At 62.6% G+C, this 24,077-nt stretch carries 27 protein-coding genes; 15 read left to right on the forward strand and 12 right to left on the reverse strand.

What is annotated here, in order from left to right; genetic code table 11:
- Nucleotides 1–18 precede the first annotated feature (18 nt).
- The 4 genes from CSQ92_RS20855 to CSQ92_RS20870 all read right to left on the reverse strand — a co-directional run bounded on the left by CSQ92_RS20855 (nucleotide 19) and on the right by CSQ92_RS20870 (nucleotide 2,612).
- A complete protein-coding gene (locus CSQ92_RS20855; RefSeq protein ID WP_034781756.1) occupies nucleotides 19–891 on the reverse strand; it encodes a hypothetical protein in 873 nt (290 codons plus the stop codon).
- A gap of 19 nt (nucleotides 892–910) precedes the next feature.
- Complete coding sequence (locus CSQ92_RS20860) at nucleotides 911–1,711, reverse strand: hypothetical protein (RefSeq protein WP_034781755.1); 801 nt, start codon at nucleotides 1,709–1,711, stop codon at nucleotides 911–913.
- Nucleotides 1,701–2,213, reverse strand: a complete 513-nt coding sequence (locus CSQ92_RS20865) for a hypothetical protein (RefSeq protein ID WP_035828715.1) — start codon at nucleotides 2,211–2,213, stop codon at nucleotides 1,701–1,703. Before CSQ92_RS20865 ends, CSQ92_RS20860 begins: the two co-directional genes overlap by 11 nt.
- Nucleotides 2,214–2,318: 105 nt before the next feature.
- A complete protein-coding gene (locus CSQ92_RS20870) occupies nucleotides 2,319–2,612 on the reverse strand; it encodes a DnaJ domain-containing protein (RefSeq protein ID WP_010395442.1) in 294 nt (97 codons plus the stop codon).
- A gap of 161 nt (nucleotides 2,613–2,773) precedes the next feature.
- Between CSQ92_RS20870 and CSQ92_RS20875 the strand changes: the two genes are divergently transcribed.
- The 3 genes from CSQ92_RS20875 (at nucleotide 2,774) to CSQ92_RS20885 (ending at nucleotide 7,537) form a co-directional block, all read left to right on the forward strand.
- Nucleotides 2,774–4,540, forward strand: a complete 1,767-nt coding sequence (locus tag CSQ92_RS20875) for a glutamine--tRNA ligase/YqeY domain fusion protein (RefSeq protein WP_099395258.1) — start codon at nucleotides 2,774–2,776, stop codon at nucleotides 4,538–4,540.
- Between the two features lie 201 nt (nucleotides 4,541–4,741).
- Complete coding sequence (locus CSQ92_RS20880) at nucleotides 4,742–6,601, forward strand: CHASE domain-containing protein (protein ID WP_257219307.1); 1,860 nt, start codon at nucleotides 4,742–4,744, stop codon at nucleotides 6,599–6,601.
- A gap of 189 nt (nucleotides 6,602–6,790) precedes the next feature.
- The gene (locus CSQ92_RS20885) at nucleotides 6,791–7,537 is read left to right on the forward strand and encodes a glycine-rich domain-containing protein (protein ID WP_099395259.1); all 747 of its coding nucleotides are present in this window, start codon (nucleotides 6,791–6,793) and stop codon (nucleotides 7,535–7,537) included.
- A gap of 87 nt (nucleotides 7,538–7,624) precedes the next feature.
- Here the strand turns inward: CSQ92_RS20885 and CSQ92_RS20890 are convergent, their stop codons facing one another.
- The 4 genes from CSQ92_RS20890 to CSQ92_RS20905 form a co-directional block, all read right to left on the reverse strand.
- Entirely contained in the window at nucleotides 7,625–7,864 is a 240-nt protein-coding gene (locus CSQ92_RS20890; RefSeq protein WP_029496207.1) for a hypothetical protein, read from the reverse strand.
- Between the two features lie 242 nt (nucleotides 7,865–8,106).
- On the reverse strand, nucleotides 8,107–8,376 hold the full coding sequence (locus CSQ92_RS20895; RefSeq protein ID WP_139179352.1) for a hypothetical protein: 270 nt from the start codon (nucleotides 8,374–8,376) through the stop codon (nucleotides 8,107–8,109).
- Between the two features lie 205 nt (nucleotides 8,377–8,581).
- A complete protein-coding gene (locus tag CSQ92_RS20900) occupies nucleotides 8,582–8,842 on the reverse strand; it encodes a hypothetical protein (RefSeq protein WP_034781738.1) in 261 nt (86 codons plus the stop codon).
- An 84-nt stretch (nucleotides 8,843–8,926) separates the two neighbouring features.
- The gene (locus CSQ92_RS20905) at nucleotides 8,927–9,844 is read right to left on the reverse strand and encodes an SDR family oxidoreductase (protein WP_099395260.1); all 918 of its coding nucleotides are present in this window, start codon (nucleotides 9,842–9,844) and stop codon (nucleotides 8,927–8,929) included.
- A gap of 12 nt (nucleotides 9,845–9,856) precedes the next feature.
- On the opposite strand from CSQ92_RS20905, the gene CSQ92_RS20910 reads away from it, so the two are divergent.
- From CSQ92_RS20910 to CSQ92_RS20930, 5 genes are all read left to right on the forward strand, one after another.
- Entirely contained in the window at nucleotides 9,857–10,882 is a 1,026-nt protein-coding gene (locus CSQ92_RS20910; RefSeq protein ID WP_099395261.1) for a CDP-6-deoxy-delta-3,4-glucoseen reductase, read from the forward strand.
- 80 nt (nucleotides 10,883–10,962) lie between these two features.
- Nucleotides 10,963–12,234: an MFS transporter gene (locus tag CSQ92_RS20915; RefSeq protein ID WP_099395262.1), complete on the forward strand. Its 1,272-nt coding sequence runs from the start codon at nucleotides 10,963–10,965 to the stop codon at nucleotides 12,232–12,234.
- A gap of 38 nt (nucleotides 12,235–12,272) precedes the next feature.
- On the forward strand, nucleotides 12,273–12,938 hold the full coding sequence (locus tag CSQ92_RS20920; protein WP_034781730.1) for a DUF1345 domain-containing protein: 666 nt from the start codon (nucleotides 12,273–12,275) through the stop codon (nucleotides 12,936–12,938).
- A 189-nt stretch (nucleotides 12,939–13,127) separates the two neighbouring features.
- A complete protein-coding gene (locus CSQ92_RS20925) occupies nucleotides 13,128–13,505 on the forward strand; it encodes an HPF/RaiA family ribosome-associated protein (protein ID WP_034781728.1) in 378 nt (125 codons plus the stop codon).
- A 259-nt stretch (nucleotides 13,506–13,764) separates the two neighbouring features.
- A complete protein-coding gene (locus CSQ92_RS20930) occupies nucleotides 13,765–14,730 on the forward strand; it encodes a GGDEF domain-containing protein (protein ID WP_070257586.1) in 966 nt (321 codons plus the stop codon).
- 1 nt (nucleotide 14,731) lies between these two features.
- Here CSQ92_RS20930 and CSQ92_RS20935 read toward each other — a convergent pair whose 3' ends face one another.
- Nucleotides 14,732–15,346, reverse strand: coding sequence for a DUF5610 domain-containing protein (locus CSQ92_RS20935; RefSeq protein ID WP_257219308.1), 615 nt, complete (start codon nucleotides 15,344–15,346; stop codon nucleotides 14,732–14,734).
- Between the two features lie 146 nt (nucleotides 15,347–15,492).
- Between CSQ92_RS20935 and sbcB the strand changes: the two genes are divergently transcribed.
- Nucleotides 15,493–16,941 (forward strand): exodeoxyribonuclease I, encoded by a 1,449-nt coding sequence (sbcB, locus tag CSQ92_RS20940; protein WP_099395263.1) that lies wholly within the window; start codon nucleotides 15,493–15,495, stop codon nucleotides 16,939–16,941.
- A 135-nt stretch (nucleotides 16,942–17,076) separates the two neighbouring features.
- Here the strand turns inward: sbcB and pyrF are convergent, their stop codons facing one another.
- Nucleotides 17,077–17,901 carry an orotidine-5'-phosphate decarboxylase gene (pyrF, locus tag CSQ92_RS20945; protein WP_099395264.1) on the reverse strand — a complete coding sequence of 275 codons (825 nt, stop codon included), beginning with the start codon at nucleotides 17,899–17,901 and terminating at the stop codon, nucleotides 17,077–17,079.
- Nucleotides 17,902–18,068: 167 nt separating this feature from the next.
- Between pyrF and CSQ92_RS20950 the strand changes: the two genes are divergently transcribed.
- From CSQ92_RS20950 to CSQ92_RS20970, 5 genes are all read left to right on the forward strand, one after another.
- Nucleotides 18,069–18,683, forward strand: a complete 615-nt coding sequence (locus CSQ92_RS20950; RefSeq protein ID WP_034781723.1) for a LemA family protein — start codon at nucleotides 18,069–18,071, stop codon at nucleotides 18,681–18,683.
- Between the two features lies 1 nt (nucleotide 18,684).
- Nucleotides 18,685–19,521, forward strand: coding sequence for a TPM domain-containing protein (locus tag CSQ92_RS20955; protein WP_099395265.1), 837 nt, complete (start codon nucleotides 18,685–18,687; stop codon nucleotides 19,519–19,521).
- Entirely contained in the window at nucleotides 19,521–20,042 is a 522-nt protein-coding gene (locus tag CSQ92_RS20960; RefSeq protein WP_099389490.1) for a TPM domain-containing protein, read from the forward strand. Before CSQ92_RS20955 ends, CSQ92_RS20960 begins: the two co-directional genes overlap by 1 nt.
- Nucleotides 20,043–20,126: 84 nt before the next feature.
- The gene (locus CSQ92_RS20965) at nucleotides 20,127–20,891 is read left to right on the forward strand and encodes an SDR family NAD(P)-dependent oxidoreductase (RefSeq protein WP_099395266.1); all 765 of its coding nucleotides are present in this window, start codon (nucleotides 20,127–20,129) and stop codon (nucleotides 20,889–20,891) included.
- Between the two features lie 559 nt (nucleotides 20,892–21,450).
- The gene (locus CSQ92_RS20970; protein WP_257219309.1) at nucleotides 21,451–21,876 is read left to right on the forward strand and encodes a VanZ family protein; all 426 of its coding nucleotides are present in this window, start codon (nucleotides 21,451–21,453) and stop codon (nucleotides 21,874–21,876) included.
- Between the two features lie 21 nt (nucleotides 21,877–21,897).
- On the opposite strand, the gene CSQ92_RS20975 is transcribed toward CSQ92_RS20970, so the two are convergent.
- Entirely contained in the window at nucleotides 21,898–22,185 is a 288-nt protein-coding gene (locus tag CSQ92_RS20975) for a hypothetical protein (protein WP_099395267.1), read from the reverse strand.
- Between the two features lie 221 nt (nucleotides 22,186–22,406).
- Here CSQ92_RS20975 and CSQ92_RS20980 point away from each other — a divergent pair, with 221 nt between their 5' ends.
- Nucleotides 22,407–22,886: a hypothetical protein gene (locus CSQ92_RS20980; RefSeq protein ID WP_070282452.1), complete on the forward strand. Its 480-nt coding sequence runs from the start codon at nucleotides 22,407–22,409 to the stop codon at nucleotides 22,884–22,886.
- A gap of 41 nt (nucleotides 22,887–22,927) precedes the next feature.
- On the opposite strand, the gene CSQ92_RS20985 is transcribed toward CSQ92_RS20980, so the two are convergent.
- Nucleotides 22,928–24,055 (reverse strand): M24 family metallopeptidase, encoded by a 1,128-nt coding sequence (locus tag CSQ92_RS20985; RefSeq protein WP_034784489.1) that lies wholly within the window; start codon nucleotides 24,053–24,055, stop codon nucleotides 22,928–22,930.
- Between the last annotated feature and the right edge of the window lie 22 nt (nucleotides 24,056–24,077).

Genomic DNA, 24,077 nt, shown 5'->3' on the forward strand with positions numbered 1-24,077 from the left:
GGCCCACGTTGACATGCGTCAGGAGTAATCCGCGTCCAGCTCGGAACCCGCGTAGTTTTCCAGGTCCTCGAACAGGCTCTTCATGCTGGCCCGCGTAAGGATTTTATGCACGACGGTGCAGCTGCGGCGGTACGAGTCTATGCGGTCGAGCAACACGGGATGGTGCTGCACAGGCACCTTGGCCACCAGGGCGGCCCAGCCTTCCTCGAAGTCGGGCTTGTTCTTGCGCACGGAACGCACAAAGCGTTCAAACTCCTTCTGCCCCGTGCGCGCGATGATGCGCCCGCCGCCTTCGATGGCGAAGATGATGGCCAGGGCGATGACGCCCTCGGCATTCAAGTCGCTGTCGCTGACGGGGCCGTTGTCATGGTGGCGGCGCAGCCAGCCGGCCAGGCGCACGACGGCTTGCACTTCCTTGCGCTGTTGCAACTGCAGCGCATACTTTTCATAGCCGGCCCAGTTCTGGTTCGGGTCGGCCTGGCAAATATCGATGAACAGCTCGCGCAAACGGCGCTGCAGGTAGACGGGGTCCTGGTCGTACTCGCCGACGAGGGCGTCTTCCGGCAACTGCGACAGGTCCTTGATCAGGCGAAAGCCCACCTGGAACGCGTGCTCGGCGCCGTGCTCGACGAGGAAATCGAGCGCGGCCTGGTCGCCTTCATGCGTGACGGCCTGCTCCAGGCCCAGCGACACGCCGCCCACCGTCAGGTACAGCGCTTTCTGGATGCCATCGGCCGTGCGTTCATTCGTGAACTTCTCGGCCACCATGGCCGTGATGCCCGTCAATTCGTCGGCCAGGTTCAGCGCCGCGTCCTCGCGCGGGTCGCGCGGCAACAGTTTGATGGCGCGCACCAGGCGCGGAAGATTCTCTACAACAATTGCTGGCAGCATTAGACGTTCCCTGCTTTCATTACGAGAAAATGCCGGTGCCCAGGCTGCGGCGCGTGCTGGAGCGTGGCGCGCTGCGCGTGCTCGGCACTTGCTTGCGCAGGCGATACAGCAATTCCTTGGTACTACGCTGCAACATGGTCGGCTCTTCGTCCGGGTCGTCCGAGTATTCCGCGTCGGCCAGGTCGGCGCTGTGGCGGAAGTCGGGGAACAGTTCGAACAACGAGCGGTCCCAGCCGTCTTCATTCGCTTGCGCCAGTTCGATGGCCAGCGGCACGACGTCGTTGTCGGACGAGGTCACGCCCGTCACATACGGTCCCTTGATGACGATCTCGCCCGCCACTTCGAGGATTTCCTTCGGCGCCATCGAGAACAGGATCGCAAACGCCGTAGCGCCCCAGTCGGTGGCCGATGCTTCCAGCAGCAGCTCGCGGCGGCGCTCGGCGTCGTCGGTGGAAAACACCACGCCGTGGATGTGCGCGAACAGGGCTTCGGCGATGCGTTCAGGATCGTCCTCGATCTGGTCGTCGCTCCAGGTGGCGGCGATGAAGGCCAGGCTGTCGGCCCAGGCTTTCGGCGGCACCAGCAAGGTCGCCAGCGACATCTTGCCGCCATCGAAACCGGCCAAATGCAGGGCCGTCACCTGGGGCGGGATGGCATTCAATACTTCCACCACGGCCAGGTCGCCGTACTGGTCGGCCGCATCGGCAAACGCCTGCTCGGCGTGGCCCAGCGAACCGGACAGCACCAATTCCGTGACCTGTTTCGTCAGCGCGGGAAGATTGCTCTTTTGATCCGCATTTTGCTTGTCATTATCTGCCATGGTCATCTCCATCCTGGTCAAACATCTGGGCGAAATCGTCGGTGGCTTCGTCTTCGTCGTGATCGTCGTCTCCGTCGTCATTGGCGGCCAGCTGGTCGAGCGACTGGTCGTCGTCGTCCCACAGGCGCGGATTCTTGTGCAGGAAGGCCGTGATGATGGCCTGGCGCGCCAGGTCGGGGAAGCTCTCTTCGATGGCGGCGTACATCTTTGCCGCTTCCGGCGCGGCGCACGCGGCCATGGAAAACACGCGGGCCGTATCGCCGAATTCGTAGTCTTCGCTTTCGGCCAGCAAGCCCTTCGGATCGCTGAAGGTGATGTGGTCGACCAGCGCGAAGGCCAGCATGTTCACGTCTTCGATGCCGCCGCCGCTCGCGTATTCACCGACCAGGGCGTCGACCATGCTTTTGTAGTTCTTGCGGTTCGGCGGGTCGCCGAGGATGCCTTCGATCTGGCCTTCCAGCTCGCGCGACTGGTACGCGAATTCAGGGTGTACTCTTCTCATGCTGTGCTTTCCAATGTGGTGCGCGGCACTTTTACTTAAAAGCAAAAGCACCATTGTTTGTTGTTTTTCAAATCATTCAGGCTGGCCGGACAGCCGCCAGCAGGCTTAATCTGCCGGTAGGACGGTGCCATGCAGGCGGAACACGCCGCACCACAGGGCATAGGCTTCCGCTTCCGGGTCGATGATGATGCGGTGGTTCACGCTCTGGTCGTACTCGGCGCGCTTGGCCGGGTCGGCCAGGATTTCATACGCCTTGGTCACGCTCTTGAAGCGCGCCTCGGCGCCGGGGGCCTGGTTGCGGTCGGGGTGGAAGCGCATGGCCAGCGAACGGTAAACCTTCTTGATTTCATCGTCGCTGGCATTGGGCGCGACACCGAGGACGTTATATAAATTTTCCATAAAAGGCTCCGGGGTCACGTTTTTCTACTAATTAAAGGCGAATTATCCTATAGAACGGCGCCCGCGTCGCTTGCATGCTGGGATATGGGGGCAAATACGTGCTTATAAAGCGCTTGCGGTACGGTAAAATGCTTTTTACTGTCACTCTTCCGCATTGATCAATGAGCAACGATAAACCGAATACCGCCGCGCCAGCGCTGGCGCCCAATTTCTTGCGTAACATCATCGAAGCCGACCTGGCTGCCGGCGCCCACGTGCGTCCCGGCCTGCCCCAGGTGATCACGCGTTTCCCGCCGGAGCCGAACGGCTACCTGCACGTGGGCCACGCCAAGTCGATCTGCGTCAACTTCGGCCTGGCGCGCGATTACGCCGGCCAGTGCAACCTGCGCTTCGACGACACCAATCCGGCGAAGGAAGAGCAGGAATACGTCGACACCATCATGGACAGCGTGAAATGGCTGGGCTTTGACTGGGAGCCGAAGCATGCCGATGGCCAGAGCCATCTGCACTACGCGAGCGACTATTTCGACCAGCTGTACGCGATGGCCGAATACCTGATCACGGCCGGCTTTGCCTATGTGGACAGCCAGAGCGCCGAAGACATGGCCGCCAACCGGGGCAATTTCGGCCAGGCCGGCAAGAATTCTCCGTTCCGCGACCGTCCGCGCGACGAATCGCTGGCCCTGTTCCGCGCCATGAAGGCGGGCCAGTTCAAGGATGGCGAGCACATCCTGCGCGCAAAGATGAGCGAAGATGCCATGAGTTCGCCGAACATGAACTTGCGCGATCCGGCCATCTACCGCATCCGCCATGCGCACCATCACCGCACGGGCGACGCCTGGTGCATCTATCCGATGTACGACTACACGCACCCGATCTCGGACGCGCTGGAAAACATCACGCATTCGATCTGCACGCTGGAATTCCAGGACCACCGCCCATTCTACGACTGGCTGCTGGAAACCCTGTCGGCCGGCGGCTTCTTCGCCAAGCCGGTGCCGCACCAGTTCGAATTCTCGCGCCTGAACCTGACCTACATCGTCACCAGCAAGCGCAAGCTGCGCCAGCTGGTGGAAGAAAAAATCGTCGACGGCTGGGACGATCCGCGCATGCCGACCCTGGTGGGCATGCGCCGCCGCGGCTACACGCCGGAAGCGATCCAGCTGATGTGCGAACGCACGGGCGTGACGAAATCCGACGGCTGGATCGACTACAGCGTGCTGGAAGGCTGTTTGCGCGAAGACCTGGATCCGAAGGCACCGCGTACGGTGGCCGTGCTGCGTCCGTTGAAACTGATCATCGACAATTTCCCTGAAAACGAAAGCGTGGAATGCACGGCGCCCGTGCACCCGCACTTCCCGGAACGCGGCTTGCGCACCTTCCCCATCTCGCGCGAGCTGTGGATCGAGGAAGACGACTTCATGGAAGTGCCGAACAAAGGCTATTTCCGCCTGTATCCGCCGATCGACGACAAGCCGGGCAGCAAGGTACGCTTGCGCTACGGCTACGTGATCGAGTGCACGGGCTTTGACAAGGATGCGGACGGCAAGGTCATCGCCGTGCATTGCACCTATTTCCCGGACAGCAAGTCGGGCACGGAAGGCAGCGCCAACTACAAGGTCAAGGGCAATATGCACTGGGTCAGCGCGCCGACGGCCATTCCCGCCGAAGTGCGCCTGTACGACCGCCTGTTTACGGACCCGCAGCCGGACGCGGGCGGCAAGGACTTCAAGCTGGCCTTGAATCCGCTGGCCAAGGAAGTGGTGCAAGCGTGGCTGGAACCTGGCGCGGAACTGGCCCAGCCGGAACAGCGCTTCCAGTTCGAGCGCCACGGCTACTTTGCGGCCGACCGGGTCGACAGCCAGCCTGGCAAGCCCGTCTTCAACCGCATCGTCACCCTGAAAGACAGCTGGCAGCCCGCCAAGTAAGGCACCGGGACGACCCACAAAAAAACCGCTGCGGCGGTTTTTTTTCGTTTCAACGGGAAATATTGCCTGTTGACTATAATAACGATAATTTTGTATATTAGGCAGCTATTGAGCAATTTGCAATTTTAATAGTGCTTGTACAACCTAGCCTAGCCTCCGCCACCAGGCGGCACCCGATTCCTCTTCCTGATGCGGATGGCAATGCCTTCTACTGCCGGCGAACACCCCTTAGCTGCTGAAAAAAGACCGCTGTGGCTGTTCGGCTTTGTCGTGTCGACGATGGTGGGCCTGCTGTTCTACATGGCCGCTTCGCTGTCGATCGAAAGCGATGCCAGCGAAGAATTCAACAATCTGGCGCACAACACCCAGAAAAACATCGAATCGCGCACCAAGTCGTATGCCAACCTGCTGCGCGGCACGGCCAGCCTGTTCCAGGCCAACAAACACGTGAGCCGCGAGCAATTCCACCGCTACGTGGCAAACATCGCCCTGCAACAGAACTACCCGGGCGTGATGAACCTCAATTACAGCCAGGAACTCGACGAGACGCAGCGCGCCGCCTACGAAGCGACCATGCGACGCGACTATCCGCCCGGGCGCGACGGCTATCCGGCGTTTGCCATCCACCCGCCCGGGCCGCGCGCCCAGTATTCCGTGCTCGTATACATCGAGCCGATCGCCAGCGCCCCGGAAAAGTATGGCCATGACATCGCCTCGCGCCCGCAGATCGCGGAAGCGCTGGCGGAGTCGCGCGATTCCGGCCGCATCAGCAATTCCGGCGTGCCCGTGCCGATGGACGGCCGTCCCCAGCTGACGGGCATGGCCATGCGCCTGCCCGTGTACCGCTTCGGCATGCCGGTCGATACGGTGGAACAGCGGCGCGCGGCTTACCAGGGTTCCGTCGGCATCGGCTACGACCTGGTGACGATGATGCGCAGCGCGCTGGCCGACATGCCGGTACGCAACGTCCGCCTGACCCTGTTCGATATCGGCCCGCAGGCGCTGCAACAGCGGGAGGTGCCGCTGCAGTTGCCGCACGACATGCGCCCCATCTTCGACAGCACGGCGGCAGGCATGCATGCACCATGGTGGCAGCCCGGCAGTTCGGGCCGCTACCTGAGCAGCACGCTGCTGATCGAGCACAATGGCCGCGCCTGGCAAGCGCTGTTCAGCGTGCGCAAGAGCGACCTGTATTCGCGCTTCGACGCCTTCCTGCCGTGGCTGGCCCTGCTGATCGGCTTTGCCAGCACCATGCTGCTGTATGTGCTGTTCCACACCCTGGCGTCGTCGCGCCGGCGCGCCATCCAGATGGCGACAGGCATGACGGAGGAATTGCGCGCCAGCCAGATCCGCCTGCAGCTGTCGCACCAGAAACTGCGCCGCCTGGCGGCCCACGCCGACCAGATCAAGGAAGAAGAGCGCAAGCGCATCGCGCGCGAAATCCACGACGACCTGGGGCAGAACCTGCTGGTGCTGCGCATCGACGCCGACATGCTGGCCTCGCGCACGCAGCGCCGCCACCCGCGCCTGAACGCCCGCGCCCGCTCAACCCTGGAGCAGATCGACGCCACCATCAAGAGCGTGCGGCAGATCATCAACGACTTGCGCCCTACCGTGCTGGACCTGGGCGTGAATGCGGCCGTCGAATGGCAGGTGGCGCAATTTCGCCAGCGCACGGGCATCGCCTGCGAAGTGAGCGAAAGCCATGACGACATTTGCCTCAGCGACCAATGCGCGACGGCCCTGTTCCGCATCCTGCAAGAGTCGCTCAGCAATATTTCCCAGCATGCGAATGCCAGCCGCGTCCAAGTCAAATTGGAAAAGTGCCGCGATACGGTGTCGATGAGCATCAGCGACAACGGCGTGGGCGCGGCCATCGACGGGCGCAACAAGTTGGGCTCGTTTGGCCTGGTGGGCATCGAAGAACGTATAAAGTTGCTGGGCGGTACTTTTTACATTGAAAGCAGCCCCGGCGCCGGCATGAGCGTGCATGTCAGCGTACCGCTGGGCGCGGACGCCACCGCGTTTCCCTACCAGGAAGAAAGCCGGGCCAGCAGCTGAGCGGCGCGCGTTCCGCATGAAACAAGCTCAGCTTGCGTATTTTGTAATTAGATGCAATATTGATGTAGAACAACTTAGCGCCTGCCCGCCATCGGCCAGGCATTCCCCGACTACTTGCCAGGAGTACACAGCCACCGCTTTCCCTTGTTTTACCGCAGTTCCCACAACGCTCTTTACCAAAGGACATTCATGGATACGAACGACAGTTTCAAGGCAATTGCCGATTTGAATTTGGACGCGATCAAGGTCAAGCTGATGCACCGGGAGTCAGGCGAAGGATGGAGCCTCGAGAAGGCCAATGCGGTGGAATTCGAATACCGCCGCTTCCTGATCCTGATGAAACAGTTTCCGCAGGAAGAAACGGCGCCGCTGATGGACGTCGATACCTTCTGGCACTACCACATCCTCGATACCCTCAAATATGCGGCGGATTGCGAACAGGTGTTCGGCTATTTCCTGCATCACTTCCCGTACATCGGTTTGCGCGGCGAAGACGACGAAGCGGCGCACCACCGCGTGGGCGAACGCATGAAGCAGTTGTACGAGCAGACATTCGGGGAAGATTATCTCCGCGCGGAGACGGCATATTCGGGACGCGCCGTGCAGGCGGCATTCTCCAGTGCGGCAGTACAGGCGACGGCATTTTCCAGCGCGGCCGTGCAGGCGACGGCGTATTCGGGGCGCGCCGTACAAACGGCGTTTTCCAGTGCCGCGGGACAGGCAACGGCGTATTCTGGCCGGGCCGTGCAGACGGCGTTTTCCAGTGCTGCGGTGCAAGCGACCGCGTATTCGGGCCGCGCCACCGGTGCTGCCCAGACCGCATTTTCCAGCGCGCCCGGCAAAGTGGCCGCAGCGCTGGTCGAGTCATCCCCGACTGGTCTGGAAACAGGGCGCTTCTATACGGATCGTCCGACGCTGAGCCCGGACACGCAATAGAAAACGGGAAGGCAGGTATGGCTGCCGCACGCGGCAAGCTTGACTAACGCAGACGGCACCTCTCAGTTTGCCGTCTGTCAGGCGCTCTTAGGCAGCCATCAACTCGCGCAGTTCACGGATGCTGAAATCGCTGATTTCATGCATGCGGATGAGGATCGTGGCGCCGATCGGCAAGGTGTTGTGACGAATCTTGCTGATGACCGGTGGCGCCACTTCCAGTGCTCGCGACAGGGCGGCATCGTTCTTCAGTTGCAGCTTGTCGATGATCGCATCGAGGACGCGATTCGGGTTGTAGGTAGGCAAAGAGGTAATTTGTTTGAGAGACATGATCGAAAATCCGTACTTGTTGTATTAAGGCAAAAAGAAACCGAATGTCTCTTCTGCAATAATTCAGGGTAAACACACTAAAAAGCGCCATCACTTATGCGGCTTTTACGCCGCAAACAATATAATACACGCTATTGTTGATTTTTGCGTAACTTAAAGCAAAATTGTGATAATTGAAGAGAATTGACGCACTTGGAATGTGCTAGAGGATAACTCAAATTGGAAAAATTTGCTGCACGTCATCAATTTTTACGATGAGCAACACCGCTATGCATGAGCCAGGCTATGGCCATGAGGGTGCTCAGGCGGGCCATTTCCGCTGATAAATGCCAGCCTTGCGCAGCCACGCCGGCCGGGGTGGCAAGCGGGCAAGTGCCCGGAATGGCATCCACGCGGCACCAGGCCAGTTGCCGGCGGATTTCATCGGGTGGCGGCGGCGGCTGCAGCGCGCGTTCGCGCCGGCGCATATAGGCGCGTACCTGTTCCTTGCTGGGGTGACTCGTAGCTCGCATGGCTCGCTCCTGCTGACGGGAAACAACGTCACGCTCATTGTGGATGCCGAGCCCGCCACAAGAGCCCGGACGCGTGACGACATTGCTCACCATATCGCCAGCGTGCCATGGCACGTTTGCGCTGCATCAAATGGCCGGGCCCCGGCATTGCGCCGAAGCCCATGTTGCCTCACGGCCTGGCGGCCAGAGGCCCGGTGATCCGTTCTTATTTCTTTTGCTGGCGCACGCGCTGCTGCTGTTTTTCCTGCGTTTGCTGGCGATTCTGCTTGCGCTCGAACAAGGTGACCGCATCCTTCTTGGCTTGTTCGACGGTACGCATTTCTTCATGGGCATCGTGCGGGACAAAAAACTCGGCGTCCTGCGCCGCCACGACCAGCTTGATGGCGGCGTCGTCGTCGAGGTCATACAGTTCCGTCAGGACGGTGGTGACCTCGTCCAGGTATTCTTCGTAAGTGAGGGTGCTCATGCGATATTCCTTAAGTGAATGGCGCACCGCCGGAACGGCGCGCTGCGCGCCGGCCCAGGAAAAGTGCGCAGATAACCGGCCATTTTACCCGATGCCGGCCCCGTCGGCAGACAGCGACCGCAAGGCATCGGCCACGCGCGCGTAGCGCAGGCGCACGCCCAGCTCGCGCTTGATGCGCGTATTGTGCAGGCGGCGCGATTCGGACATGAATGACAACAGCATCGGCGTGACCACCTGCTGCAGTTCGGCGCGCGGCAGGCGCGGCGGGCGCGGCAAGCCGAACGTGTCGGCCACAGCATCGAAATACTCCGCCATTTTGAGTTCGCTGTCATCGCTGGCGTGATACACGCGTCCCGGCTTGCCCCGCCACAAGGCCCGTTCGATGATGCGCGCCAGGTCATCGGCATGGATATGATTGGTGTATACATCGTCATCCGCGGCCAGGGCTGGCGTGCCCTCGCGCAGGCGCTTCAGCGGCAGGCGGTCATCCGCATAGATGCCGGGCACGCGCAGGATGGCCACGCTGGCGCGGCGGCGCGCGCCCCAGCCGCGCAAGACCTGCTCGGCATCGACGCGCCGCTTCGCGCGCGCATTCGCCGGCGCCGTCGGCCGCGTCTCATCGACCCAGGCGCCGCCGCAATCGCCATACACGCCGCTGGTACTCACATACACCATGCGTGCGTGCTCGGGTAAAATGGCGGCCAGATTGCGCGTGCGCCGGTCCAGCAAGCCCGACGACCGGGGCGGCGCCAGGTGCACGATCATCGTCGCCAGTCCCGCCAGCCGTTTCAGGCTGGCGCGCTCGTCGAGGTTGGCCACGATGGGCACGGCGCCGGCCGCCCGCAGCTGCGCGCAGCGCGCCGGCTGGCTGGTGACGGCAAAGACGCGAAAGCGCGTACGCAGCAAGGGCAGCAACCGCATGCCGACGTCGCCGCAGCCCAGGATCAGCAGGCGCGGCAAGCCTGACGGCTTGCGCAAAGAGTGCATTAACATATTTTTCATCTCAAGGATTGTATGACTTTTCAAGTTACTGTTCAGCCCAGCGGCCACCAGTTCAGCTGCGAAGCGGACGAAACCGTGCTGGCGGCGGCGATACGCGCCGGCGTCGGCCTGCCGTATGGCTGTAAAAATGGGGCCTGCGGTTCCTGCAAGGGCAAAGTGGTTTCCGGCACCGTCCAGCACAAGGCGCACCAGCAGCGCGCCCTGACGCCGGAAGAGGAAGCGGCCGGCTTTTCCCTGTTCTGCTGCGCCACCACCAACGCCGACCTCGTCATCGAAGCGCGCGAAGTGGCGGGCAGCAGCGACTACCCGATCAAGAAAATGCCGTCGCGCGTGACCACCATCGAGAAAGTCGCGCCCGACGTCGTCGTGCTGACCCTGCAGTTGCCAGCCAGCGAGCGCCTCAACTACCGCGCCGGACAGTATATCGAAATCCTGCTGCGCGACAACAAGCGCCGCAGCTACAGCATGGCCAGCGCGCCCGCCGATGGCGGCCCGATGACCCTGCACATCCGCCACCTGCCGGGCGGCCTGTTCACCGACCAGGTGTTTGGCAGCATGAAGGAGCGCGACATCCTGCGCTTCGAAGGCCCGATGGGCACTTTCTTCCTACGCGAAGATTCCGACAAGCCCGTCGTGCTGCTGGCCTCGGGCACGGGCTTTGCCCCCTTGAAAGCCATCGTCGAGCACATGATCAACGAGCAATCCACGCGCCCGATCACCCTGTACTGGGGCGGCCGCCGTCCGCACGATCTGTACATGGATGCGCTGTGCCGCCAGTGGGCCGCCGACTTGCCGCAGTTCACCTATGTACCCGTCGTTTCGGACGCCTTGCCGGAAGACGCGTGGCAAGGCCGCACCGGCTTCGTACACCAGGCCGTCATCGCCGACTTGCCCGACATGTCCGCGTATCAGGTGTATGCCTGCGGCGCGCCCGTGATGGTCGATGCGGCCCACCGCGACTTCGTGCAACTGTGCCAGCTGCCAGCCGACGAGTTCTACGCGGACGCCTTCACCACGGAAGCCGACCTGGCCAAGTAAGCATCCAGACAGCGGGGTGCTGCTGGCGCGGCATCCGCTGCCGCCACCCGCCTCACCCCGTCATGTCCTGGAAAGTATTCATGTCTCTCGCCTCTGCCGGCAACGGCTTCAGTATCCTGCGTCACCGCAACTTCGCCTTTTACCTGTCCGCCCGCGTGCTGGGCACGGTGGCCGTGCAGATGCAAAGCGTGGCCATCGGCTGGCAGGTGTACCAGATCACGGGCAGCCTGTTCGACCTGGGCTTGATCGGCCTGGCGCAATTCGCCCCTTTCCTGGTATTGATTTTGCCGGCCGGCCACGTGGCCGACCGCTATAACCGCCGCAATATCATCGCCTGGTGCCTGGCGGCGCAGCTGGCTTGCGCGCTGGCCCTGCTGGCGTTCACCCTGAGCGGCCTGTCCATCGTGTGGCCCGTGTTTGCCGTGCTGGTGCTGTTCGGCAGCGCGCGCGCCTTCATGATGCCGGCCACGCAAGCCGTGCTGGTCAACATGGTGCCCACGCAACATTTCAGCCGCGCCGTGGCGCTCAGCTCGTCGAGCTCGCACGTGGCCATCATCCTGGGGCCTACCTTGGGCGGCTTGCTGTACTACTTCGGCCCCAAGGTGGTGTATCTGATCTCGTCCGCACTGCTGGTCGTGTCCGTCCTGCTGATGCGCGCCACCACGCCCGCGCCGCAAGTGGTGAAGCGCGAACCCGTCAGCTGGCATACCCTGCTCGAAGGCTTGCGCTTCGTCTGGTCGAAACCCATCGTACTGGGCGCCATTTCGCTCGACCTGTTTGCCGTGCTGTTCGGCGGCGCCACGGCCCTGCTGCCGGCGCTGGCGCACGACGTGCTGCATATCGGCCCCAGCGGCCTGGGCTTGCTGCGCACGGCGCCGGGGGCCGGCGCGGCCCTGTGCTCGATCGCGCTGGCCATCTTCCCCATCACGCGCCGCGTGGGCGCCTGGATGTTCGGCGGCGTGGCCATCTTCGGCCTGGGTACCCTGGTGCTGGGCAGCACCAGCTATTTCCCGCTGGCGCTGGCGGCGCTGTTCCTGATGGGCGCCGGCGACATGGTCAGCGTCTACATCCGCCACCTGCTGGTGCAGTTCGAGACGCCGGACGAGATCCGCGGCCGGGTCAGCGCCGTGAATGCCGTCTTCATCGGCGCTTCGAACGAACTGGGCGAATTCGAATCGGGCCTGACGGCCGGCTGGTTCGGTCTGGTACGCGCCGTGCTCTTCGGCGGCGCTGCCACCCTGGCCGTGACGGGTATCTGGGCCGTGATGTTCCCCGTGCTGTCGCGCATGGACCGCTTCCCCCACCACGAGAAGGAAGCGGCCGCCAGGACGGCCACCACGGCAAGCCCATAAGGTCTAAGATGCGCTATCGCCACTGACGAACCCGCACCATGAAAATCACGCTTCCGTTCCACAGCTTCATCCGCAGCCGTCCCCACCTGAGCATGGCCACGGCCATCGGCGTGGCGGCCGGCCTGCTGCTGCCCGCATCCTGGCAACAGATGACGCGTTTGCTGACGGCGTGGAACGTGGCCGTCTGGTTCTACCTGGCGACGATGGCCTGGATGATGATGCGCGCCAACCATCACAAGGTGAAAGCCATGGCGGCGCGCCAGGACGAGCGGGCGGCAACCGTCCTGTCGGCCCTGTCCGTCGCATCCGTGATGAGCCTGGTGGCCATCGTCTCGCAGCTGTCCTCGATGAAAGACATGGCGCCGGACGAGCGCGCGCTGCACTACGGCCTGACGATCCTCACCCTGGTCGGTTCCTGGTTCCTCGTCGGCACCCTGTTCTGCTTTCATTACGCCCACCTGTATTACCAGGCCGACCCCGCACTGCGCCCCCTGAAGTTTCCCGACGATGAGCAAGACCCCGATTACTGGGATTTCCTGTATTTCGCCTTCACCATCGCCGTCGCCGTGCAAACGTCGGACGTTTCCGTGCAGACGCGCATGATGCGGCAGATCGTGCTGGGGCAATCCGTGCTGAGCTTTTTCTTCAACTTGGTCGTGCTGGGGCTGTCGATCAATATCGCGGCCGGTCTCATCAATGGCTGAGGGTAAATAATTTCGTAGTGGAAACTTGACCTGGCTGAAGGGTTAAGCCCATCTTAATCGTGCGCACCCTCTTGAAATACTGGAAAGAGGAGTAAGATAAGTTCCATGCACGAGGTCATGTGCATGAGGCAGCAACCAGGCCGCATCACGCCTGAGATGGGTTTTTTTTGAATTGACAGGAGTAAGCATATGCAAATCAATATTCATACCGACAGCACCATCGCCAACACCGCTGGACTGAACGAACATGTGCAATCCGTACTTGAAAGCGCACTGAACCGCTTCCGCGACAACCTGACCCGCATCGAAGTCCACATCAGCGATACGAATGGCCCGAAAGGCGGCGCCGACGATATCCGCTGCGTCATGGAAGCACGCGTTGCTGGCTATCAACCGATTGCCGTGACCGAACAGAACGCCACCGTGCATCAATCCGTTGCCGGCGCCACGGATAAACTGAAACGCGCCATCGATAGCGCCCTGGGCCGCCTGCAAGACAGCAAGCGCCACGCCACCGGCAAGAATGCCGTGATCGATACGGCCGAAGCGGAAGAAACCGCCGAGTAACTCCCCACCCGCAGGATTTCCAGAGACTGAGGCAGCCGTTCAAGGCTGCCTTTGCACATCTGCCCCGCCGTTCACGCGCGGCAACATCCATACTAAAACAGCAAGTGTTCCAGCGTATTAACGCGGCAATGAAATAATTGTCGTATTTCTCACAGTAAGTGACCTCAAGCAAGCCTTTGCCGTTACAGCCAAGGCTGCTTTACGCTATCATGAAGATACCGGCACCCTGCTCGCGCGCCGGCTTTTTGAAAGTGTGATTGTGGAACAGATCGGCAACTTCGGCGCTTCAGGCTGCAACATCGGCGATTTACAGCTATTTCGCGATGGGGCGGATAGCCAGACGGCTGCCATGCTGGCGCCCTGCCCCGTCATGCGCCTCGAAGCGGGCGAAGCCATTGCCGACACGCAAGGCGCCAGCCTGTACATCGTCCTGCGCGGTTCGCTGGCCGTGGCCGCCGACACCCACACGGGCATGGATGACGGCACCGTCAGCAAGGTCTTGCCCGGCGAAAGCGTGGGCGAACAATCGGTGCTCGATGAAGCGAGCAACCTGGCCGCCATTTCCGCCCTGGAAGAAACCGATTTGCTGGTGATCGACGCGGCCATCGTCTGGGAATTGATCGAGCAGTCGAACGGCCTGGCGCGCAACCTGCTGCGCTTGCTGTCCTTCCGCATCCGCGCCGCCAATGCCCTGCTGCGCCGCCGTCAGAAACTGGGCGAATTCTACCGCCAGCTGTCGATGGTCGACAGCCTGACGGGCTTGTACAACCGCGCCTGGCTGACGGATTTACTGCCGAACATGATCGTCACGGCCCACGCCAGCGGCTCGCCCCTGTCGCTGGTGATGATCGACCTCGACCATTTCAAGCGTTTCAACGACACGCACGGCCACCAGGCTGGCGACCAGGCATTGCGCATCGCCGCGCAAGTGCTGGGCGCGGCCCTGCGGCCCACGGATTTTGCCGTGCGCTACGGAGGCGAGGAAATGATGGTGATCTTGCCCGATACCAACGAACACGTGGCCCTGCGGGTCGCCGAGCGCCTGTGCGAACGCATGCAGCTCGCCGTCATCTTCGCCGACATGCGCAGCGCGTTGCCGCACATCACGGGTTCCTTCGGCGTAGCCAGCCTGGCGGCCGAACAGGACGACCATGCGCTGATCGCCGCCGCCGACGCGGCGCTTTACCGCGCGAAAGCCGGCGGCCGCAATAGGGTCATGCTGTAGTTCAGGCAGCCTTGCTGTCGGCCGGCTTGGCGGCATCATCCTTCTTGCTGCTGTGCGCGGCGATGAAGTCCGCATAGCCTTTCTGCACCAGTTCATACGTCTTGTCGATATTGCCGGCGATGTCACCATTCAGGACTTTCAAGCCACCGAGGATGTCGCGCGCTTCCTTGAAGCCTTTTTCCATGCCGCCACTGATGGTGTCCATGAACTTGCTCAGGGCCGTATCGTCGTCCATGCCGGGATTCTGTTTCTTGAACGCATCAAAAAACCCCGTCGACAGCGATACAATGCGGTTCGCCGTCGCTTCGGCGCTGTTATCCTGCGAAGCCGCGTTCTGGATCGCGTCCTCGCCGTACTGGCCCTTCAGCGCTTCATTGATGTTGGTGATGGCCGTCTTGTACAGCAGCGCCAGCGGCTCGTTTTCCGCGCCGATCGACACGCTCAGCGACGCCTGCATGATGGACGCGTTCAATTGCAGCTTGGTACGGTCATTCACGCTCATTTCAGTGTTCACGCCGTCCTTTTGCTGGACTTTATCGTCCTTGCCGGCAACACCCGTACTGACGGAAGTCACGGAAGGGTTGGAATTGCCGCTTGCGGCGATGGGAATTGACACGATAGACCTCCTTGAACGGGCAATGTATGCCACCATGCGGGAAACGCGATGAGGACCATCCTCTCGTGTAGTATCGGCAGGTTTTCAGAAAACTGTAGCAGCGGCCCTTTCACGGGCCCGGATAACCCATCAAGTAACGACCATCAATGACTAACCAGACCTTTCTTTGGCACGACTACGAAACCTTTGGCGCCCAGCCGCGCCGCGACCGACCGGCCCAGTTCGCCGCCATCCGCACGGATGCAGACCTCAACGAGATCGGCGAACCGATCATGCTGTATTGCCAGCCTGCCAATGATTTCCTGCCCGACCCGCAATCGTGCCTGATCACGGGCATCACGCCGCAGCAATGTCTGCAGCTGGGCGTACCCGAACACCAGTTCGCCGCCACCGTCGAAGCGGCCTTTTCGGAACCGGGCACCATCGGCGTGGGCTACAACACCATCCGTTTCGACGATGAAGTCACGCGTTTCCTGTTCTGGCGCAACCTGATCGATCCATATGCGCGCGAATGGAAAAACCATTGCGGCCGCTGGGACATCCTCGACGTCGTGCGCATGACGCATGCGCTGCGCCCGGAAGGCATCGAATGGCCGAAGCGCGACGATGGCCAGACCAGTTTCAAGCTGGAACACTTGAGCAAGGCCAATGGCCTGGTCCACGAAGCGGCGCACGATGCGCTGTCCGACGTGCGCGCCACCATCGCCCTGGCACGCCTGATCAAGGAAAAACAGCCGAAACTGTTCGAATTCTGCCTGGCACTGCACAAAAAGGACAGGGTCGCCAGCGAAATGGGCATGCACCTGGCCGCCAGCGAGCGCCAGCCTTTCCTGCACGTGTCCGGCATGTTCCCCGCCGAACGGGGCTGCCTGGGCGTCGTCTGGCCGCTGGCCACGCATCCGAGCAATAAAAATGAAATCCTCGTCTGGGATTGCGCCTACGATCCGCGCGAACTGTTCCAGCTGGACGCCGACACCATCCGCACGCGTTTGTTTACGCGCAAGGACGCCATGCCCGAAGGCATGACGCGCCTGCCCGTGAAAAGCGTGCACCTGAACAAGTCGCCCATGTTGGTTGGCAACTTAAAGACCCTGTCGCCGGCCATGGCCGCGCAGTGGGGCATCGACCTGGACGCGGCGAAGGTCAACGCGCAATTGGCCGCCACGGTGCCGAACATGGATGCCATCTGGGCCGAAGTGTTCCAGCGCCCGGGCGCGAATGCCGCGCTGGACGTGGATGAAGATTTGTACAATGGTTTCGTCAGCAACGACGACCGCCGCCTGCTAGAATCCCTGCGCCGCGACACGCCGGCCAAGCTGGCCACGGCCCGCCCTTCGTTTGCCGACGAACGCCTGCAGGAACTGCTGTTCCGCTACCGCGCCCGCAATTTCCCGCAAACCCTGAGCGAAGCGGAAAGCCTGCGCTGGGAGCAGCACCGCGCCGCCCGCCTGTTCGACGGCGACGGCGGCGCCCGCACCATCGAAATGCTGTTTACGGAAATCGACGTGCTGTCGGAATCCGTGGATGAGCGTGGCGAGGAAATTCTGGGTGAGTTGTACGATTACGTGGAAATGGTGGCGCCCATGCGCGACTGAAAGTCGGGTAGGTCGGATTAGCGAAGCGTAATCCGACAAGTGCCGACGACGACTCATGTCGGCTTACGCCATGCGGCCAAGCCGACCTACCAATGCAAAATGCCGGGCTAGCCCGGCATTTTTTATGCATGCAACTTAAACCGAACGATGCGCATTGATCGCATCGCGCGTTTCGATGGCCACGCGGCGTGCCGCGTCGGCGTAGTCTTCGCCCGCCTGCGGCGTGGCATAGATGATGGCGCGCGAGGAGCTGATCATCATGCCCATGCCGTTGGCCGTCTGGCCCGCGCCGACCGTGGCGGCAATGTCTCCGCCCTGGGCGCCGATGCCGGGCACCAGCAGCGGCATGTCGCCGACGATGGCGCGCACCTGCGCCAGTTCTTCAGGGAAGGTGGCGCCGACGACGAGCGCGCACTGGCCGTTTTTATTCCACTTCTCGGCCACCAGGCGCGCCACGCGCTGGTACAAGGGCACGCCATCCGTGTCGAGGAATTGCAGGTCCGAGCCGCCCGGGTTCGAGGTGCGGCACAGGATGATCACGCCGCGGTCTTGCCACGCCAGATAGGGATCGAGCGAATCCTCGCCCATGTACGGGTTCACGGTGACGGCGTCGGCGCCGTAGCGCTCGAACGCTTCGCGCGCGTACTGCGTGGCCGTCGCGCCGATGTCGCCCCGTTTCGCGTCGAGGATCAGCGGGATGTGCGGATAGTTTTCGCGCACATAGCGGCAGATGTCTTCCAGCTGCTTTTCCGCGCCCAGCGCGCCAAAATACGCGATCTGCGGCTTGAAGGCGCAGGCCAGGTCGGCCGTGGCATCGATGATGCGCGTGCAAAAGGTGGTGATTCCATCAGGCAGATCGCGCAGTTCGGCCGGCAGTTTCGCCAGGTCGGGGTCCAGGCCCACGCACAGCAGGGAATTATTGGCCGTCCACGCGGCGGATAATTTATTGATGAAATTCACGGCACACCTTCTCTATATTCAGTTGCAAACCCCGTATTGTAACGCGGCGCGGCGTTGCCACGGCGTGGCAACGCGGTCAGACGCGGCGGCCAGCGCTTATTAAACCGACATTACGGGCCGTTTCAGGTATATTTGCCTCACCTCCCTTACTCTGCACGGAACCCATCATGCAAATCACCAATCAATTCACCAAATGGCTGCGCCTGGCACTGAGCGTCACCGTCCTGGCCGGCGTCCTGACGGGCTGCGGCTACAACGACTTCCAGAGCAAGGATGAAGCCACCAAGGCAGCCTGGGGCGAAGTGGTCAACCAGTACCAGCGCCGCGCCGACCTGATCCCCAACCTGGTCAACACCGTCAAGGGCTATGCGACGCACGAGCGCGAAACCCTGGAAGCGGTGACCAAGGCGCGCGCCGCCGCCACCAGTTTCCAGATCACGCCCGAAGTGCTGAACGACCCGGCCGCGTTCGAGAAATTCCAGCAAGTGCAGGGCCAGCTGTCGTCGGCCCTGTCGCGCCTGATGGTGGTGTCCGAGAAATACCCGGACTTGAAGGCCGACACCAGCTTCCGCGACTTGCAGTCGCAGCTGGAAGGCACGGAAAACCGCATCACCGTGGCGCGCCAGCGCTACATCGTTGCCGTGCAGGATTACAACGTGCATGCGCGCAGCTTCCCGAACAACCTGACGGCCATGGTCTTCGGCTACAAGGTCAAGCCATCGTTCACGGTGGAAAATGAAAAAGCCATCTCGACCGCACCGACCGTCAACTTCGGCAAATAAGATGAAAGCCTGGTCTTATCTGGCGGTGCTGGCGACGGCGCTGCTGCTGTGGACGATGCCGCCAGCCGGCGCACAGGGCTTGCAGCCCGTGCCGCCGCTGGCCGCGCGCGTGACGGATGACGCCGGCATGCTGGACGCCAAGCAAAAGGCGGCGCTGGAAGGCGTGCTGGCCGATTACGAAGCCAAGACGGGCAGCCAGATCGCCGTGCTGCTGGTCAAGAGCACGGAGCCGGAAGCGATCGAGCAATACAGCATCCGCGTGACGGATGCCTGGAAGCTGGGCCGCAAGGGCGTCGATGACGGCGTGCTGCTGATGGTGGCAAAGGACAACCCATCGTCGCTGCGCCGCCTGCGCATCGAGGCGGGCCGCGGCGTGCAGGGCGTGCTGACGGATGCGCAATCGAAACGCATCCTGCAAGACGTGATCGCGCCGCATTTCAAGCAGAATGATTATTACGGCGGCCTGGTGGCCGGCGTGGGGTCGATTGCCACCCTGCTGAACCAGGAGCAATTCCCCGCCCCGGCCCAGCAGAAAGCGCCGGCGACCGTGGAAGCGGGCGGCATGACCTTCTGGCTGCCGCTGCTGTTCTTCGGCTTCCTCGTCGTGCTGACCCTGTTCCGCTCGCGCGGCGGGCCGACGCGGCTGCAGCGCGGCAGCAACTGGTCCAGCGGCGCCACCGGCGTCGTGCTGGGCAGCATTTTGAGCCAAGCCCTGAACAACCGCAGCGGCGGCGGAGGCTTCGGCGGCGGTGGTGGTTTTGGCGGTGGCGGTGGCGGCGGTGGTTTCGGTGGCGGCGGCGGCGGTTTTGACGGCGGCGGCGCCTCGGGAGATTGGTAATGACGAAACAACTGACATTCGGACAGCGCTGCGGACGGGCCTTGAAACATTTGCGGGGCACGCCGGCGACGGCACGCCATGCCTTTCCGGAACGCACCCTGAAAGCCATCGAGACAGCGATTGCCGACGGTGAAGCGATGCACCAGGCGGAAGTGCGCCTGATCGTCGAAGCGGCCCTGACGCCGGGCATGGCTTACCAGGGCGTGAGCAACCGCGAACGGGCGCGCGAACTGTTTGCCCAGTATGGCGTGTGGGATACGGAAGACAACGTCGGCGTACTGATCTATATCAACCTGGCCGAGCACCAGGTCGATATCGTCGCCGACCGCAACGTGGGCCGGCGCGTCACGCCGGAACAATGGCAAGCCGTGTGCCGCACCATGACCAAAGGCTTCAAGGACGGCAATTACCACGACAGCACGCTGGATGCCTTGCAGCAGTTGAATACCTTGTTGCAAAGCCACTTCCCTGCCGATGGCACGCGCGGCAACCAGTTGCCAAACGAACCCATCCTCCTCTGATTCCCGCCCAGGGATTAAAATCTGCCCATTGCCGCGCGGGCCGGTGGCCCGGGCAGCGGCCCCTATTACCGCCGAGGAGCACACATGAGACTGATCAATAAAACCGCCATCGTCACGGGCGCCACGCAAGGCATCGGCCTGGCTTGCGCCACCCGCCTGATCGCCGAAGGGGCGCAGGTGATGCTGGTCGACATCAAGGAAGAAGGCGCGCAGGCGGCCGCCGCCCTCGGCCCGCAGGCGCGTTTCTTTTGCGCCGACGTCAGCCAGAAGGCGGACGTCGATGCCTTGCTGAAGGAAACCCTGGCCCAGTTCGGCCACATCGATATCCTCGTCAACAATGCGGGCGTCACGCACGCGGCCGATTTCCTCGACGTGTGCGAAGACGATTTCGACCGGGTCATGCGCATCAACCTGAAATCGATGTTCCTGTGCGGCCAGGCCGTGGCGCGCGAAATGGTCAAGCGCAATACTGGCTGCATCATCAACATGTCCAGCGTGAATGCGGAACTGGCGATCCCGAACCAGGTACCGTACGTGGTGTCGAAGGGCGCCATCAACCAGTTGACCAAGGTCATGGCCTTGAACCTGGCCTCGCATGGCGTGCGCGTGAACGGCATCGGGCCGGGCACCATCCTGACGGAACTGGCCAAGCAGGCAGTGCTGTCGAGCCCGGGGGCACGCCACACGATCCTGTCGCGCACGCCGCTGGGCCGCTGCGGCGAACCGGAAGAAGTGGCTGGCATCGCCGCCTTCCTGGCCAGCGACGACGCCACCTACATGACGGGCCAGACCATCTATGTCGATGGCGGGCGCATGGCGCTCAACTACACCGTGGCCGTGAAGGAATGAAGGCAGCGACAGGCAGAACTACAGGCAGTTATATCAAAAAACGATAATGGTTATCTGAAAAGACCATTAGACACATATCGTGCGACGCAGCATAATGCACCTGTCTCCACTATTCTCCTCCAAGAAAATAGTTTTAAGCCCGCTTTCACCAGCGGGCTTTTTTTTGCTATCACTGCTGAAACATGGCCATTCTTGCCATGACAGACGTTCTTCACTGTCCTTCTGCTCGCCGCAAAAAAATGTTGCGGCGTGTCATCAGCCCGTCATCTTCGCCCCCTATACTTGCTTCATCTGCTGTACAGGCAACCGATATGCCTGACTACAGACAGGTGTGCCGCGATGGCACACCACTCCCCTTTCATGACCGTGGCGGGCGCCGGCAAGGCGCGCGACATGGTGAGTACCGAGCAACTCTCAACTCTTGACCCATTTCATTTGGGTTTTTGGCCCGCCTCCCCGCGGGCCTTTTTTTGCCTGCACGACAAGCTCTTGCGCAAAAACACGGCGGCCCGCCTTGCCCATGATATTGTGACGACCTTTCCACCTGTCCTGACGCATCATGCCTGCACCACTGCTCGAACTCTGTTTTGCCGACCGCCACGAACGCCTGCGCTACCGCACCGCGCTGCTGCTGTATGTGCTGGTGATCCTGATCGGCGACATTCCTGGCGTGCGCGCAGATGTGGGCCAGTATGCGTCAGGCGGCGTGCTGCATTCCGTCGGCTATGGCGTGCTGGCCCTGATCCTGTTCAGCGGCACGGGCGGCGGCATGGCGCGCCGGGCGCTGCTGTCGGTGCTGATGGTGGCGGCCATGGGTGCGCTGGACGAATTCATCCAGAGTTTCCTGCCCTACCGCCGTGGCGCCGTCAGCGACTGGGTGGTCGATATCACGGCCGCCGTGGCGGTCTGCCTGCCGCTGTATTTCCTCTGGCCGAAAATGGTCGCCGCTGCCCTTGGCAAGGGCGTGCCGCGGCCCGAAGCCTGAACGGGGGGGGACTCGCGCCCGTCAGGCGCGGTCCGCTTCGCTATCTTGCAATTCCAGCCGCAACTGTCCCTGGCCGCGCGCGCTGCGCGTGCCCAGGCGGCGCATCAGGGCGCGCGCCTCGCGCCGGCTGCTGGCCCCCATGGCGCGTGCCGCATCGCGCTGCATGTCCAGCAACTGTTCCGAGCGCGCCAGCCGCACCAGGCCATGCAAGGCCTGGGCCAGGACATGGCGCGCGCGGGCATCGCGCGCGGTGCCGCCGACGGCCAGCACCAACTCATCGATCAGTTTTGCGGTAGGGCCAGATGACATTTTTTCTCCCGATTCAACAGTGAGGAAGCGTGCAGGCGCACGAAGTGGTAATTGCCAGCATCTTTTATACCAAGCACGGCAATTGGACTCTTGATCTAGCTCAATCGACAATGACGGGCGCCGAACATCCCTGCTCCGCCATGCTCTTACATGCAGCAATCGCGGCTATCCGCAATCACCGCGGGTGCCGATCCTGAGTGTGCGACCATGAGGAGACCAAGATGAGATCGAAAACAACCCTGCTGCTGACCGGCCTGACATGCGCCTTGCTGGCGGCCTGCCAGTCCACGGACAAAACCAGCCTGGCACGCAGCAATAGCGGCGAAACCTATGCCGCACCGGCCGGCACGACGCCGCCAAGCAGTACGGCCAGCACCACCAGCAGCACGGCCACCGATACCGGCAACGCCATGAGCAGCGACATGCGCAATGACGCGAACCAGTCCACCCTGAACATCAGCTCGGCCACGGTGCAGTCGATAGAAACCGTGCCGCGCAGCATGGACCAAGGCAGTGCCGACATGCAGGCGGGCACGTCGGGCACGGCCGGCAGCACCTCGGGGGCGGCGGGCAATATGCTGTATCGCGTCACCTTGCGCCTGGACGACGGCACGACGCGCACCTTTGTGCAAAATACCCAGCCCGCCTTCCAGATCGGCGAGCGGGTCAGCGTGCAAAAAGGCGTGATGCAGCGCTATTGATATGTACCGGCACTGGCCGATGCTGGTCGCAACTGACCGCATCAAGCCAGCGCCAGGGTCAACGGCCGGCTGCGCCCCTGCACCACGGCCGAAGGCCAGGCCGGATCGTGCGTCAGATTGTGCAAATGGCTGCCGTCGAGCAAAAACGTGTCTTCCACCGTGCTGCCGGGCAGGCTGGGGTGAAAGGCCAGCGCCATGCCCCGCTTGAGGATGATTTCCGTGTGCGCGCCGGCCGCCACTTCGGGCGCCAGGTAGCCATGGATACCGCCCTGCCGGCTGGTGCGCACCGTGTCGGGCTGGCCGGCATAGGCGTAGGCACTGTCGAGCGCGTGATACACCATGCTCAGCGCATGGCCCGTTTCGCAAGCGTCGAGCGCCACCGCTTCCAGCGCCAGCATGGCCGCATCGGCATCGTCCATGACCACCGCCGCGCCGTCGGCCCGATGCAGCGCCGGGCCGAATCGCCGTTGACGGCTGAGACTGGCACACAGGCCGAAACGCCGCGCGCACAAGGCCAGCACGGCTTGCTTGCCCAGCACCGCCTGAGCTGGCGGCGCGCGCCGATAACGGTGCTGGCGCTCCCCACCGCTGGCCAGCACGTACACGGCTTGCAAGCCGCGCAGCCACAGCGCGCGCGCACACGCGGCAGCCAGTTCCAGCTCGCTCCAGTCGGGGCGGGCCTGGCGCAGCGCATCCGCGGCCGCGCCAGCTGCCAGCAGCCCCACCTGCCGGTAGCGTAACTGCTCCGATTCCAGCAGCACCAGCCGCTCTTCGCGCAGGGCCACAGGCAGGCTGCGTTCGTGCAAGCCGGGCCGGTCGGACAGGACAGGCGCGCCGCCGGCCGCATGCTGCACGAAATGCTCGCGCAATTCATACAGCTGCGGCTGCATCCAGGGCGACACCTGCCACGTCCATGGCCCTCGCACTTCTTCCTCGCGCATGCGCATGGCTTCGGCTTCGTCCGTCAGGATGTAGGCGGCATCGCGCGTCACCAGCACTTCCGCGCAGCCGCACTCGGTCGTATGGCAATGGCTGTTCGATGCGCCCGCCGTGGCCCACGCAAACCAGTCCACGCCGCGCAGGCGCACGGCACCGGCACGCTGGTCTTCCAGCCAGCCCCGCATCTGCGCCAGCTTGTGCGCCACTTCCAGCTCCAGCGGCCAGTTCATGACCGCCCCTCGTGCGGGATGC

Source organism: Janthinobacterium sp. BJB446, assembly GCF_002735655.1.
Taxonomy (GTDB): domain Bacteria; phylum Pseudomonadota; class Gammaproteobacteria; order Burkholderiales; family Burkholderiaceae_D; genus Janthinobacterium; species Janthinobacterium lividum.

What these genes read in the sequence shown, in the direction of transcription:
- sbcB (WP_099395263.1), top strand. Translation starts at nt 15,493, where the DNA reads ATGACTAACCAGACCTTTCTTTGGCACGACTACGAAACCTTTGGCGCC.
- CSQ92_RS20970 (WP_257219309.1), top strand. Translation starts at nt 21,451, where the DNA reads ATGCCTGCACCACTGCTCGAACTCTGTTTTGCCGACCGCCACGAACGC.
- CSQ92_RS20980 (WP_070282452.1), top strand. Translation starts at nt 22,407, where the DNA reads ATGAGATCGAAAACAACCCTGCTGCTGACCGGCCTGACATGCGCCTTG.
- CSQ92_RS20900 (WP_034781738.1), bottom strand. Translation starts at nt 8,842, where the DNA reads ATGAGCACCCTCACTTACGAAGAATACCTGGACGAGGTCACCACCGTC.
- CSQ92_RS20865 (WP_035828715.1), bottom strand. Translation starts at nt 2,213, where the DNA reads ATGAGAAGAGTACACCCTGAATTCGCGTACCAGTCGCGCGAGCTGGAA.
- CSQ92_RS20955 (WP_099395265.1), top strand. Translation starts at nt 18,685, where the DNA reads ATGAAAGCCTGGTCTTATCTGGCGGTGCTGGCGACGGCGCTGCTGCTG.
- CSQ92_RS20855 (WP_034781756.1), bottom strand. Translation starts at nt 891, where the DNA reads ATGCTGCCAGCAATTGTTGTAGAGAATCTTCCGCGCCTGGTGCGCGCC.
- CSQ92_RS20870 (WP_010395442.1), bottom strand. Translation starts at nt 2,612, where the DNA reads ATGGAAAATTTATATAACGTCCTCGGTGTCGCGCCCAATGCCAGCGAC.
- CSQ92_RS20880 (WP_257219307.1), top strand. Translation starts at nt 4,742, where the DNA reads ATGCCTTCTACTGCCGGCGAACACCCCTTAGCTGCTGAAAAAAGACCG.
- CSQ92_RS20910 (WP_099395261.1), top strand. Translation starts at nt 9,857, where the DNA reads ATGACTTTTCAAGTTACTGTTCAGCCCAGCGGCCACCAGTTCAGCTGC.
- CSQ92_RS20890 (WP_029496207.1), bottom strand. Translation starts at nt 7,864, where the DNA reads ATGTCTCTCAAACAAATTACCTCTTTGCCTACCTACAACCCGAATCGC.
- CSQ92_RS20915 (WP_099395262.1), top strand. Translation starts at nt 10,963, where the DNA reads ATGTCTCTCGCCTCTGCCGGCAACGGCTTCAGTATCCTGCGTCACCGC.
- CSQ92_RS20960 (WP_099389490.1), top strand. Translation starts at nt 19,521, where the DNA reads ATGACGAAACAACTGACATTCGGACAGCGCTGCGGACGGGCCTTGAAA.
- CSQ92_RS20925 (WP_034781728.1), top strand. Translation starts at nt 13,128, where the DNA reads ATGCAAATCAATATTCATACCGACAGCACCATCGCCAACACCGCTGGA.
- CSQ92_RS20920 (WP_034781730.1), top strand. Translation starts at nt 12,273, where the DNA reads ATGAAAATCACGCTTCCGTTCCACAGCTTCATCCGCAGCCGTCCCCAC.
- CSQ92_RS20975 (WP_099395267.1), bottom strand. Translation starts at nt 22,185, where the DNA reads ATGTCATCTGGCCCTACCGCAAAACTGATCGATGAGTTGGTGCTGGCC.
- CSQ92_RS20985 (WP_034784489.1), bottom strand. Translation starts at nt 24,055, where the DNA reads ATGAACTGGCCGCTGGAGCTGGAAGTGGCGCACAAGCTGGCGCAGATG.
- CSQ92_RS20965 (WP_099395266.1), top strand. Translation starts at nt 20,127, where the DNA reads ATGAGACTGATCAATAAAACCGCCATCGTCACGGGCGCCACGCAAGGC.
- CSQ92_RS20895 (WP_139179352.1), bottom strand. Translation starts at nt 8,376, where the DNA reads ATGCGAGCTACGAGTCACCCCAGCAAGGAACAGGTACGCGCCTATATG.
- CSQ92_RS20885 (WP_099395259.1), top strand. Translation starts at nt 6,791, where the DNA reads ATGGATACGAACGACAGTTTCAAGGCAATTGCCGATTTGAATTTGGAC.
- CSQ92_RS20905 (WP_099395260.1), bottom strand. Translation starts at nt 9,844, where the DNA reads ATGAAAAATATGTTAATGCACTCTTTGCGCAAGCCGTCAGGCTTGCCG.
- CSQ92_RS20875 (WP_099395258.1), top strand. Translation starts at nt 2,774, where the DNA reads ATGAGCAACGATAAACCGAATACCGCCGCGCCAGCGCTGGCGCCCAAT.
- CSQ92_RS20860 (WP_034781755.1), bottom strand. Translation starts at nt 1,711, where the DNA reads ATGGCAGATAATGACAAGCAAAATGCGGATCAAAAGAGCAATCTTCCC.
- CSQ92_RS20950 (WP_034781723.1), top strand. Translation starts at nt 18,069, where the DNA reads ATGCAAATCACCAATCAATTCACCAAATGGCTGCGCCTGGCACTGAGC.